General features: G+C 62.3%; 11 protein-coding genes. 6 read left to right on the top strand and 5 right to left on the bottom strand.

Translation table 11 applies throughout. The features are described 5' to 3' along the window. The first annotated feature begins 565 nt into the window (after nucleotides 1-565). Nucleotides 566-1,720, top strand: coding sequence for an RHE_PE00001 family protein (locus IB264_RS21415; RefSeq protein ID WP_025429638.1), 1,155 nt, complete (start codon nucleotides 566-568; stop codon nucleotides 1,718-1,720). Between the two features lie 263 nt (nucleotides 1,721-1,983). Here the strand turns inward: IB264_RS21415 and IB264_RS21420 are convergent, their stop codons facing one another. The 4 genes from IB264_RS21420 to IB264_RS34460 form a co-directional block, all read right to left on the bottom strand. Continuing rightward, nucleotides 1,984-3,138, bottom strand: a complete 1,155-nt coding sequence (locus tag IB264_RS21420; RefSeq protein ID WP_057223748.1) for an amidohydrolase — start codon at nucleotides 3,136-3,138, stop codon at nucleotides 1,984-1,986. Nucleotides 3,139-3,391: 253 nt separating this feature from the next. Then, nucleotides 3,392-4,420, bottom strand: coding sequence for an NADP-dependent oxidoreductase (locus IB264_RS21425; RefSeq protein ID WP_057223750.1), 1,029 nt, complete (start codon nucleotides 4,418-4,420; stop codon nucleotides 3,392-3,394). 43 nt (nucleotides 4,421-4,463) lie between these two features. After that, a complete protein-coding gene (locus IB264_RS34455) occupies nucleotides 4,464-4,844 on the bottom strand; it encodes an NAD(P)H-dependent oxidoreductase (RefSeq protein ID WP_200954012.1) in 381 nt (126 codons plus the stop codon). Then, the gene (locus IB264_RS34460) at nucleotides 4,799-5,086 is read right to left on the bottom strand and encodes an NAD(P)H-dependent oxidoreductase (RefSeq protein ID WP_200954014.1); all 288 of its coding nucleotides are present in this window, start codon (nucleotides 5,084-5,086) and stop codon (nucleotides 4,799-4,801) included. The genes IB264_RS34455 and IB264_RS34460 overlap by 46 nt, the downstream gene beginning before the upstream one ends. Before the next feature lie 97 nt (nucleotides 5,087-5,183). On the opposite strand from IB264_RS34460, the gene IB264_RS21435 reads away from it, so the two are divergent. Then, nucleotides 5,184-6,077: a LysR family transcriptional regulator gene (locus tag IB264_RS21435; protein WP_057223754.1), complete on the top strand. Its 894-nt coding sequence runs from the start codon at nucleotides 5,184-5,186 to the stop codon at nucleotides 6,075-6,077. Nucleotides 6,078-6,099: 22 nt separating this feature from the next. Here IB264_RS21435 and IB264_RS21440 read toward each other — a convergent pair whose 3' ends face one another. Further along, on the bottom strand, nucleotides 6,100-6,924 hold the full coding sequence (locus tag IB264_RS21440; protein ID WP_025429642.1) for an IclR family transcriptional regulator: 825 nt from the start codon (nucleotides 6,922-6,924) through the stop codon (nucleotides 6,100-6,102). Between the two features lie 148 nt (nucleotides 6,925-7,072). On the opposite strand from IB264_RS21440, the gene IB264_RS21445 reads away from it, so the two are divergent. From IB264_RS21445 to IB264_RS21460, 4 genes are read left to right on the top strand one after another with little or no spacing between them, the layout of a single operon-like run. Beyond that, nucleotides 7,073-7,843, top strand: coding sequence for an enoyl-CoA hydratase/isomerase family protein (locus tag IB264_RS21445; RefSeq protein ID WP_057223756.1), 771 nt, complete (start codon nucleotides 7,073-7,075; stop codon nucleotides 7,841-7,843). A 57-nt stretch (nucleotides 7,844-7,900) separates the two neighbouring features. Then, nucleotides 7,901-8,977, top strand: coding sequence for a polyamine ABC transporter substrate-binding protein (locus IB264_RS21450; protein WP_025429644.1), 1,077 nt, complete (start codon nucleotides 7,901-7,903; stop codon nucleotides 8,975-8,977). A gap of 11 nt (nucleotides 8,978-8,988) precedes the next feature. Next, nucleotides 8,989-10,068: an ABC transporter ATP-binding protein gene (locus IB264_RS21455; RefSeq protein ID WP_025429645.1), complete on the top strand. Its 1,080-nt coding sequence runs from the start codon at nucleotides 8,989-8,991 to the stop codon at nucleotides 10,066-10,068. After that, nucleotides 10,065-11,831 (top strand): ABC transporter permease subunit, encoded by a 1,767-nt coding sequence (locus IB264_RS21460; protein WP_057205839.1) that lies wholly within the window; start codon nucleotides 10,065-10,067, stop codon nucleotides 11,829-11,831. The genes IB264_RS21455 and IB264_RS21460 overlap by 4 nt, the downstream gene beginning before the upstream one ends. Nucleotides 11,832-11,840: the final 9 nt, after the last annotated feature.

Raw genomic sequence — 11,840 nt, forward strand, 5'->3', positions numbered from 1 at the left:
GGGCGCCATGCCCTTCGCGATGCTAAGGCGAGTTAGTTTCGCCAGAGCGAGAAAGCGCCTGCGTGATAGGTTGCGCAATGCCTTTTCGGCCCAGAGAAGGGCAGGGGCCATCTGTCGCATAGACGAGTGTTGACAGCTGTCAACACGCAGACGTTCGTCTGGCATCCCCACCTGCAATGCTGGTTGGGATTATGGCTTCTTCTCGAACCGCTATCCGTCCGCAATCCTGTCCGGCCTGACCTGTCGACTTCGATGACCAAAATCCCTTCACGACCGTCTTTCGAGACGTTAGCCGAATGGAAAGGAAATGCTGCTATGTTGGCAATGCTGGCCTTCCTGCGTTGCGAATGGCCCTCAAGAGCGTACAATGTGATGGTCGAATTCGTCGATTCGAATCCGGTTTGCGCTCATTTTAAGCGCTAAGAAGGCCATTCTAGCCTTCCGTACTGGTCAACGCAGAAACCCGACGACAAACATCCCGGTATCCGCTAAAACGGCATGTCATGTGTGTCGGAAGAAAACTCTCCGTTTTCCTTCCGTTTGCCAGAAATAGCGTGTGATTGTAATGCGATACCAAATCCCGGAATTAGTGCTGCAGACGCTGTTTTCCGCAACGATCGAGGCTGAAGATCGCCTCGCGCGGCTGGATGAGCGTGCCGGACGCCATCCCGTCGCCGAAGGCTTTCGCGAGCGTGGTCAGTTCTTCGACGCGGCCGGTGCCCTCTGGGTTGCCGGCGAGTTGGTCCATGTCGAGGATCTGGTGCTGCATGATGCGCATATGGATGCCCGTGCGCCGACACACGAGTTGACGATCGCGCATGCTGTCTTGCGCGCGCGCCGGAGGATCTGGTTGTCCGACCCTGATTGGGCGCTATCGTCCGCCGGTCTGGCGGTCCTTCGCGGCGAACAAGTCGGCGGCGAGACACCGTCGATCGAGATGGACCGAGGCGTTCCGCCGGGGACGGCGGATGACGATAATGTCATCGCTGACGGCGATGACGACGACAATCCGCTTTCCCTCGAGTTCGCGGAGATCGATGCGGCGATCGCGCGATCGCAACGTCTGCTCGATGAACAGGCGGATGAAGTCGGTGACAGCGGATTTGGGGGGACAGAGCGCCCGTCCGCCTCAGAGCCCAAGGGACAGTTGGGGCTGCTTTTCGATGACGAATGGGACGAGGGCGCGCGGCTCGAGGCGTGGCGATCCCTGATTGCGGCTGCGGACCGAATGCCGGCCTGCCTTGGCGCGGCGATGCTCTTCGATGCCTGGGAGCAGATCGAGCCGCTTCGCAGGCAGCATTGGCTGGGAGGGTTGCTCGTTGGCGCCTACCTGCGCGCGCGTGGTAAAGTGACGTCGCATCTCATCAGCTTCCATACGGGCCTGAAGACAATTCGCCACGAACGGCGTCGTGCAAGAGATCAGGAGGTTCGGCTGAGGGCGTTTCTGGAGGCTCTGGTTCTCACCGGCGAACTTGGCCTCAAGGAGTTGGATCGACTGTTTCTCGCCAAGACCCAGATGGAAATGCGCGTGCGCGACCGTCGCTCAAATAGCAGCCTGCCGGGCCTGATCGAGCTTCTGCTGTCTCGGCCGATCGTTTCCGCCGGGCTGGTGGCGCGTCATGTCGGCGTCACCCAGCGGGGCGCGCTCAATCTTGTCCGCGAACTTGGGGCCAAGGAAATGACCGGCAGGGGGCGTTACCGCGGTTGGGGGATATTGTAGCCGGTTGCGCAGTTGCACGGGCGGCAAACGGTCTTGACCGGATGTTCGGCTCGCCTCGGCTTTGTAGGTCAACTCAGGCGTCAGCTCTTGATCCTTGAACGACGGTGCCACGGTCGACGGCGGGCAGCAAAGATCGCAGCGCAGCCCGATTATTCGGCATAGTCCTACAGGCGATCCGGACCAAAGTTCTTGATCCGGGGGGCATCGAATGCCCAATGACGCTGGCCGCGGCCGTGATGCCGCTTGCTGCTCCCTGCCGGCAATCAGCCGAGCAGGTTGCGGATCGTCCGCATGAAGGCGCGGGCGCCCACCTCGATCAGTGCATCGGGAAAGTCGTAGTCCGGATTGTGCAGGCGAGGGTGGTCCTCACCTGCACCGAGGAAGAACATTGCTGACGGGGCGACGCGGCCGAAAAGGCCGAAATCTTCCGATGCCTTCATCGGCAGGGCGGTCGGGCCTGCGTCGTGGCCAATCCGCTCCTCGCCAAGAGCGCGGCGCAAATGGTCGACGGCCGCCGGCGCGTTGCTGCACTGATGGAAGATATCCTCGTAGGCGATCGACGATGTGAGCCCGCCGGCCGTCGAATGTTTATGGACGAGAGCTTCGGCACGCCTCACCAGCTCACCCATCCGCTCGTCCGTCAGCGTGCGCAATGTTGCCCAGATCTCTGCATGGCCGGGGCTGATGCCGAAGGCGGGTTCGCCGAGGCGCGCGTGGGTCACGGTTACCAGCGTGAAATCGGCATCGAGCGAACCGCCGGCGCCAAGTGCAGTCAACTCACTCAGGAGATGAGCCATGGCGAAGGTCGGGGCGACGCCATCTTCCGGGCAGGACGCGTGCGCGGTCTTGCCCGAAAGCACGATCCTCATGCCGCGCGAGGCGCAATTGACCGGCCCTTCGGCCAGCGCAACGTGCCCCAGCGGTAGGCCGGGAAAGTTATGCAGCGAAAACACAAAGTCCGGTTTCAGTGGCTCGAATTTAGGATCCGCCAACACGGCGGCGGCACCGGCACCATTCTCTTCGGCCGGTTGGAAAAGCAGGATCGCCCGCCCGCGCGCCGGTCTTTTCCGAGAGAGCCCTTTGGCGAGCGCCATCAGGATTGCCATGTGGCCGTCGTGTCCGCAGAGATGTCCCTTGCCGGTGATCTCGGATCGGTGGGGCAGGGTGGAGAGTTCTTCGATCGGCAAGGCATCGAGTTCGGAGCGGATCATCACGGTCGGACCATGGGTCGCTCCCTGATAAACGGCCGCCACCCCATGCCCGCCAAGATCAGTGACAATCGCGTCCGGTTGGCTCGACCCCAGAGCCTGTGCGACCATTCTGGCCGTCTCGACCTCTTCGCCTGATAGCTCCGGCTTGCGATGGAGTTCACGCCGAAACGCGGTGATCTCGTCCAGTTCGCCACCATTCAAAAACATGCGCAATATCCCAACCAGTGTCCGCCTCGGTGGGGCGTGTCGATCGAGCCCCGATATCGGCAGGGAATGTGAAGCGGCGCTCCAGCTCTGTCTAGTCGGGAATGATCAAAATGCCGAGGCCGTTGCGCTAAGATGGGCAGCCGGTCTTCGTCTGTCGGGAGATCAGATCGGCCGACGCCGCTGTAACCCAATCGACTTTCTCCACCGCCCGGAAAGCAGGCGGTGGAGAGATCGAGGAGGGCCGCTAAGGTCCTTATTCTCCCGAGGCGGCGTCCGCCACCAGACGCACCAGCATCTTGCCATGGTTGGCACCCCTGAAGAGGTCGATGAAGGCGGAGGGCGCATTTTCGAGACCGTCGACCACGGTTTCGCGGATTTTGACCTGACCCGCCTTCAGCCAACCGACCATGTCGCGATTGAAGTCGGCCGAGAGGTCGAGATGATCCGAGCCGATCAGGCCCTGCATGCGGATGCGCTTTTCGATGGCGGCGAAGATGTTTGACGGTCCAGGCTGCGGCTGTTCGGCGTTGTAGCCGGAGATCATGCCGCAGAGCACGAAGCGGGCGTTGACATTGGCGACTGCCAGCGCGGCCTCCAGATGCTCGCCACCGACATTGTCGAAGTAGATGTCGATGCCATCAGGCGCCGCCTCTGCAAGCGCTGCGATCAGGTCAGGCGTTTCACGGTAGTTGATGACGGCGTCCACACCCACCTCGTCGATGAGCCATTTCGCCTTGTCGGCCGAACCGACCGAGGCAACGACACGCAAGCCCTTGCTCTTGGCAATCTGGGCGACGATGCTGCCGACCGCGCCGCTTGCCGCCGAAACGAAGATGGTCTCGCCGGCCTTGATCTTGGCGATCCGCGTGAGCCCGGCATAGGCGGTGAGGCCGGGAAAGCCGAGCGCGCTCAGATAGGTCTGCGGCGCGATGTCGGCGTCGGCGATCTTGGTTGCGCCGTTCGCCGCAACGATAGCGTGATCGCGCCAACCGGAGAAATGCACCACCCGGTCACCAATTAAAAATGCCGGATCGTTCGAGCGTTCGACCACGCCGACGGCCGCTCCTTCCAATGCTTCGCCGAGCTTGAAGGGAGGGATGTAGGTTTCGCGATCGACCATGCGACCACGCATATAGGGATCGACGGACATCCAGGTGTTGCGAACGAGCAGCTGGCCGGCCAAGGGCGTTGGCAATGTCGTCTCGACAAGGTCGAAATTGGCGGGGGTCGGTAGACCGTGCGGTCGGCTGTTCAGGCGGATTTCACGCGTGTTGGTGCTCATTGTCGTTCCTTTCGTTGAGGGTCTTGATGGGAGGGGGCGGCGCCTATGAGGCCGGTATGGTCGCGCGGGCGCTGTGTCCGGCGCCAAGCGCTTGCCCGAGTTCGAAGGCGGTTGCGAGGTTGCGCAGGCGGGCCGCCCTGTCGCCGTTTTCGACGTCGAGAAACAGATGCGTCTGCAGGTCGCGAATGCCGCTGAAATGGAAGATCCCGTGTTCGATCTGCGCGGCGATGGCGGTGCGATAGCCGTGTTTCTCGTAGACGCCAGGCTTTGATCCGCCCGTGGCGATCAGGCGCACGGATTTGGTCGCGAGTGGCCCTGAAAATCGGTCCTCCGCCCCAAAGGCCCAGCCGTTGGTGAATACCCGGTCGATCCAGCCTTTCAGGACGGCCGGCATCGACCACCAGTAGACAGGGAAGGCGAGCACCAAAGGACATCGGCGCGCTCGACCCGTAGCTGTTCGCGACGCACATCCTGCGGAACCGGCCCCTCTCCGCGATAAAGCGCCAGATCCGCTTCCGTCATCCGCGGGTCGAATGCCTCCCGAAACAGATCTGCCCATTCGACGGTTGGCGCTTCCTGGCTCTGCACGCCTGCGAGGTAGCGCCCTGCCAACGATGCCGCGAAGGATGGGCTGCGTGGATCGGCTGTTACGATGAGAACATTCACGGCTGATCTCCTGTCTGCTGTATGGCGCTATACAATCAGGCAGTGGATCGATAAAAAAGTTCGATTTTTAGCGCTAAATGATCGAATGGATAGATGTATGTCACCTCGTATCTCCCTGGATCAATGGAAGGCTCTGGTCGCTGTGGTCGAGGCGGGAGGCTTCGCGCAGGCGGCGGAAGCGCTGAACAAGTCGCAATCGACCGTCAGCTACGCGATCCGGCAGATCGAGGAGCGCCTGGGCGTCTCGGTTTTTGAGATCGAGGGCCGCAAGGCGCTGCTGACGCGCCAGGGCCATGTGCTCTACCGGCGCGGCAAATCGCTCGTCGACGAAGCCTCAAGACTGGAGCGCGCGGCGATGAACCTCACCAAGGGTCAGGAGCAGGAACTTCGCCTTGCGGTCGAGGGGCTGTTTCCCACATGGCTCTTGCTGCGCTGTTTGGACCAGTTCGCAGCCGAATACCCGGAGACGCGGATCGAGCTTTTCGAAACCGTCATGGGCGGCACGGACGAAATGCTGCTCTCGGGCGCCGTCGATCTTGCGGTCTGCGCCGATACCCTGCCGGCCGGCCACAGGGGCGAGGTGCTGATGCGCTATCGGGCGATCGCGGCTGCCGCCCCGTTCCATCCGCTGCAACAGATCGGCCGCGAACTGGCAATGGAGGATCTGAAAGGGCACCGCCACCTTGTCATCCGTGACAGCGGGCTGCAACGGGTGCGCCATAGCGTCTGGAATGTGACTGAACAGCGGCTCACGGTCAGCCACAAATCAACATCCATACGGGCGGCCTGCATGGGCATGGGCTTTGCCTGGTATCCGGAAGACTGGATCCGCGAAGAACTGGCCGCAGGCCAGCTCAAGCCCTTGCCGCTCAGGGAAGGGGCGGAGCGCTGGGGCGCGATGTATCTGGTTTATCCCGATCCTGATGGTGCCGGACCGGGTGCCCGCCGGTTGGGCGATATCATCATCCACGCGGCACAGGGCGTCGCATGAGCGATTGACCTGGGTCGAACAGCTATCTTCGGGCGCCACCAACGAGCGAGATCGAGCGCGCCGCGGCGGTCACCAGCGGAGCAAAGCGTTCTTCCGTTTCCTCCGGCGTGTAGCGGCTGCGCGATACCGCGATGTTGATCGCGCCGTAAGGCGTGCCATTGGCATCCAGCACCGGTGCGGCGATCGATAGGTCGCCGTGGAAATATTCCTCGAAGGCGGTGGCGTAGCCCTTGGTCGCCGATTGTTTCAGCTTTGTCTTCAGCGCATCGATGTCCCATGTCGTGTGCGGCGTAAACGGGTAGAGATCCGATTTTTCGAGGATTGCATGGGCGGTCTCCTCCGGCAGGCCCGAGAGGATGGCGATCCCCGGAGCCGTGCAATAGGCCGGCAGCCGCGTGCCGGTGATGACGTCGTTGTTCAGCACGTGACGGCTCATGAAGCGCGACACGAAAACAATGTCGGTATCGTCGAGCACGGTCAGGTTGACGGTTTCTTCGGTGGCTTTGCTCAAGTGCAGAAGATAGGGCATGCCCCGTTCGACGAAGCCGCTGGCGCGCGTGTAGTGATAGCCGAAATCAAGCGCCTTCACCGTCAGCTCAAAGCGCTTGGTATCGGCGTTCTTGCCGAGATAGCCGAGCTTGGCGAGCGTGTGCGTGAAGCGCTGGGCGGCGCTCATGTCGAGCCCGGTTTCCTCGGCGATCTGTGACAGGCTGAGGTTCGGGCGGCGACCGTCAAAGGCTCTGAGAACCCTGAAGGCTTTCTCGACCGACTGCACCAGCAAGGGATCGCGGTCTTCTCCCGGCGTTTCGTTTTCGTCTGTCGCAGCCTTGTTCGCCTTGCGCGCCATGTATCCCCGGTCCCTGCGGTTTCCCACATATCGATAACAGAATCGCCAAGCATCGGAAAAGGTGCTTGACAGCTAAAATAAACCTAATCACACTATGACATAACAATTATCGCATTGCAATAGTTGTTTAATTGCAACGGAGAAAATCATGGACCGCTTCATCCTGACAGAACGGCGTGGCGAGGTCGGCGTCATCACGCTGAACCGCCCCGAAATCCTCAATGCCTGGCACAGCCCGATGCGCCAGCAGCTGGTTGCTGCCTTCACGTCGTTCGAAGAAGACGAGACGGTCCGCGCCATTATCCTGACCGGTGCCGGTGATCGTGCGTTCAGCGCAGGCCAGGATCTGAACGAGACCCGCACGTTCGACGGTGCCCGCGGGCAGGAGTGGGTGGGCGAATGGGAACGGCTCTATGATGCGATGCGCTCGCTGTCGAAGCCGCTGATCGCGGCACTCAACGGTGTTGCCGCCGGTTCTGCGTTTCAGGTGGCACTTCTCTGCGACTTCCGCGTCGCTCATCCGGGCGTGCGTATGGGGCAGCCGGAAATCAATTCCGGCATCGCCAGCACCACAGGCCCGTGGATGATGCGCGAGATGATCGGTCTTTCCCGCACCATCGACCTGACGCTTAGCGGTCGCCTGATGCAGTCGGATGAATGCCAGGCCATCGGCATCATCAACCGCATCGTCCCGCAGGAACACGTCATGGATGAAGCCCTCTCGCTGGCCCGTGAACTCGCCGCCAAGCCACCGGTCGCCATGCGGCTTGACAAACAGCGCTTCAGGGAGATGACAGAGGCTGGTTTCCGCGACTGCCTCGAAGCCGGCGCTCGCATCCAGCGCGAAGCCTACGCCTCCGGCGAACCGGCGCGGATGATGGAACAGTTTCTCGTACGGCGTGCGGCAAGCAAGGCCTGACAAGGGCCAGGCCGCTTATGGGAGGCGGCGCGCAATCCAAAACAAGAGGGTAGAACAATGACCAGCAACAAACGCATACTGATTGACCGCCGCAGCCTGTTGAAAATCGGCGGAGGCCTGGGCGTCGCCCTGGCCGCGCCTGCCGTCTTCACGCGGTCCGCATTTGCCGCCGAAACCCTGACCGTCGCCGATCCCGGCGGCCCCTACAGCCCCGGTTACCGCAAGGCATTCTACGATCCCTTCGAACAGGCGACCGGTATCAAAGTTATCAATGTTGCCCGCGACGCCGAACCGACCGCCCAGTTCCGGGCGATGGTCGAGACGCAGTCCTATAGCTGGGACGTCTGCACGCTGACGCTTTCCGCCCGCGACATTCTCGAAAAGCGCGACCTGCTCGAGCCGATCAACCTGCCGGCAGCCGACGTTCCCGGGCTGATGCCCGACGCCCTGACCGAGCTATGGCTTGGCGTCGACGTCTATTCCACCATCATGGCCTATCGCACCGACCACTTCGACGCGGCCAACGGTCCGAGTTCCTGGGCCGATTTCTGGAATGTCGAGAAATTCCCGGGGCGGCGTGCCCTGCGCAAGAACCCGATCGATACGCTGGAGCAGGCGTTGCTGGCCGATGGCGTGCCGATCGCCGAACTCTACCCGCTCGACATCGAGCGCGCCTATGCCAGCCTCGAAAAGATCAAGCCGCATGTCGATGTCTGGTGGACAGGCGGCGCCCAGTCGAGCCAGTTGATCCAGAGCGGCGAAGTTGACCTGATCGCCCTGTGGAACGCCCGGGCCCAGGCGGTGATCGACGGTGGTGCGCCGGTCAAGATCGGCTGGAACCAGGGGCTCTACTCGATCGAGGGCTGGGGCATTCCGAAAGGCTCGCCGCGTGCCGATATCGCCCGGCAGTTCGTCAAGTTCTGCGCCGATCCGAAGCAGCAGGCGCTCTTTACCGAGTTCCTCGCCTACGGCCCGACGAACCTGAAGGCCTATGAGCATATTCCGGCAGAACGCGCTGCCGCCCTGCCCACCTCCGAGGCCAATCTGAAGGTCATGACCATTGCGCGGGAAGACTGGTGGAGCGCCAACCGTTCCGAAATGACCGAGCGCTTCAACGCCTGGATCCTGGGTTAAGGGGAAATCTGATGCTCGCGAAGCCCGAACAAGCCACTCGCCCAAAACTTCTCGTCGACGGATTGGCCAAGAGCTACGGCGCCACCGTTGCTCTCAAGCCCACGCACGTCGCGGTCCAGACCGGCGAGTTCCTGACGCTTCTCGGGCCTTCGGGCTCCGGCAAGACCACCTTGCTGCAGATGATCAGCGGGCTGGTCCTGCCAACGGAGGGCCGCCTGTTCATCGACGGCAGCAATGAGACGGAAACGCCGGTACACAAGCGCGACATCGGCCTCGTTTTCCAGCACTACGCCCTGTTTCCGCATCTGACGGTCGCCGAGAATATAGGCTTTCCCTTGAAGATGCGCGGCAAGAGCACTGCCGAGATCGACAGGCAGGTCAAAGGCGCACTCGACATGGTTCAGCTCGGCCATCTGGCCGGGCGGTTCCCGCGCGAACTTTCCGGCGGGCAGCAGCAGCGCGTGGCGCTTGCCCGCTGCTTCGTCTACCAGCCGTCGATCATCCTGATGGACGAGCCGCTGGGCGCGCTCGACAAGAAGCTTCGCGAGCATATGCAGTTCGAGATCAAGCGGCTGCACCGGCAGACCGGCGCCACGATCATCTATGTGACACATGACCAGGAGGAGGCACTGGCGCTCTCCGACCGCATCTGCCTGATGAATCATGCCATGGTCGAGCAGATCGGTCCGCCGCAGGAAATCTACGCCCGGCCACGCACCGCCTTTGCCGCCGATTTCATTGGCATCTCCAACATCTTCCGCGGCCGCGTCGAGCTTGGCTCGGGCGGTGTCGCGCACCTTTCGACCCCGAGTGGACGCTTCCGGATCGATGGCACCGGCCTTTCCAACAATGCCGAGATGGCGCTGGTGGTGCGGCCGGAGCATCTCGAACTCGGCTCGACCGGCGCAAACGAGATCAGCGGTCGCGTCGCAGAGGTCGTCTATGCCGGCTCTGAAACCCGACTGCTCGTCGACATCTCTGTCGGTGAGCTGGTCACGGTTCGTGTCCTTCCCGGTAAGCCGTTGCCTGGTATAGGCGACAACATCACGCTGAACTGGGCGCCGGAAGCCGCCGTGTTGGTGACGCCATGACCGCGGCGGCTGTCTCCACTCCGCGCTCTGTGCGCTCCAACCGCTTCCGCTTTGGGCCGCTTTGGCTGGCAGCGCCCGGCCTTGCCTTCCTTCTGATTTTCTTCCTCGTTCCCGTCGCAAGGCTGATGGGCCTCAGCCTCGAGGACGCCGACACCGGCGCGATGACCGCCAGCCACTATGCGAGGATCTTCGAGACCGACGTCTATTTCCGCGTTCTGTTGATCACCTTCCGCATCGCCGGACTGACGACGCTCTTCTCTCTGCTTCTCGGCTATCCCCTGGCCTACTGGTTGTCGCGCTTGCCGGATCGGACGCGCGGCACGATGATCCTGCTCGTGATGGTGCCCTTCTGGACGAGCTACCTCGTCAAGAGCTTTGCCTGGGTCATCGTGCTGGGACGCACCGGGATCATCAACCAGATCGGCCTGGGATCAGGTGTGCTCAGCCAGCCGCTGGAGCTGTTGCACAATGAACTCGGCGTTATGATCGGCATGGTTCATGCCATGGTGCCGCTCGCCATCCTCACCATGCTGCCTGTCATGACCGGCATCGACCGCCGGCTGACGCAAGCATCGGCAACGTTGGGCGCGACGCCTGCGAAGGGCTTCTGGCTCGTCTATTTCCCGCTTTCGCTTCCGGGTGCGGCGGCTGCCGGCCTGCTGACCTTCATCTCCTCGCTCGGCTTCTTCATTGTTCCGGCCCTGCTTGGTGGGCGTCAGCAGACGATGCTCGCTCAATTGATCATCGTCCAGGTTCAGGAAATCCTGAACTGGGCCTTCGCCGGGGCTCTTGCCGCGATGATGCTGCTGGCGGCACTGGTGACGTGCTGGGTTTACGATCGGGTGTTCGGGCTCTCCAGCCTTTCGGGCGAGCCGTCCGACGGCAAGGCCGGCAAAACCGGTTTCCTGCGCGCCCTTGGCCTGGCGATCCTCGATCGGGTGGCGAGCATCAGCAGCGCCATTGCGTCCGGCAGCCACCGGCTGTTGGGAGCGGCGGTTTCAAGCCGCATGCTCGGCATCTACAGCGTCTTGCTGTTCGCCTTCCTGATGCTGCCGACGCTCGTCGTCCTGCCGATCGCCTTTACCAGTTCGCAGTTCCTCGAGTTCCCGCCGCCGGGATATGGCCTGGAATGGTTCCGGACCTATTTCACCTCCGACCTCTGGGTCGCGGCCACCATCCGCTCGTTCGGCGTCGCCTTCGCGACCGCCATCGTTGCAACGGTGATCGGTGGCTTTGCGGCGCTGGCGCTTGCCCGTTCGCGTTCGCGCTGGCGCGGCATCATCTTCGCCTTCTTCCTGGCGCCGATGATCGTGCCGCGTATCGTCATTGCCGTCGGCCTGTTCTACCTCTTTGCCCAGATGGGACTTGTTGCCACCGACCTTGGCCTGGTGATCGGTCACACGGTGCTGGCGCTGCCCTTTGCCTTCGTCGCCATTGCCGCTGTGCTGAAGAGCTACGACTGGCGGCTCGACCAGGCTGCGGCAACCCTTGGGGCAAATCGGGTTCAGGCCCTGCGGTTCGTGACCGTGCCGCTGATCAAGAGCGGCCTGACGGCAGCGTTCCTCTTTGCCTTCATCACCTCGTTCGACGAGCTGACCGTGGCGATCTTCGTCAGCGGCGGCGTCAAGACGACCCTGCCGAAGCAGATGTGGGATGACATGATCCTGCAGCTCAACCCGACGCTCGCGGCGGTTTCGGTCGTCGTCTTCATCGTCGTGACAACACTTCTCCTGGCGGCGGAAAAACTCCGCCGCTCCACCTGACACCATATC

It is taken from the genome of Ensifer sp. ENS11, assembly GCF_014851895.1.
Classification (GTDB): domain Bacteria; phylum Pseudomonadota; class Alphaproteobacteria; order Rhizobiales; family Rhizobiaceae; genus Ensifer; species Ensifer canadensis.